General features: G+C 46.5%; 1 pseudogene. It reads left to right on the top strand.

Annotated elements, in window-relative coordinates:
- Positions 1 to 245 (top strand): annotated as a pseudogene (locus tag HBA93_RS22715) (hypothetical protein); the annotation flags it as partial.

Here is a 245-nt window from a genome sequence, read left to right as displayed (position 1 = left end):
CACAAGGCAACCTTGCGGTTCATTATGTTGCTGACGAAAATGGCAAGCCAACGAACAAAATTGTTCTAACAGGCAATGGCTCTGGCGATCCTGTATCAATCACCAACCTAAAGGCTGGCGAAGCTGATAGTGATGCCGTGAATTATGGTCAGGTGAAAGATAATATTTCTTATGACCGCAATGCCGATGGAACCCGCAGCAATGTAGTTACCTTAAAGGGCGGCTCTAATGGTGCCGTGACTATG

It is taken from the genome of Ochrobactrum sp. SFR4 (assembly GCF_019730395.1).
Classification (GTDB): domain Bacteria; phylum Pseudomonadota; class Alphaproteobacteria; order Rhizobiales; family Rhizobiaceae; genus Pseudochrobactrum.
Note: the sequence above shows the minus strand (reverse complement) of the source record. Positions and strands in the feature narration are given on the sequence as shown.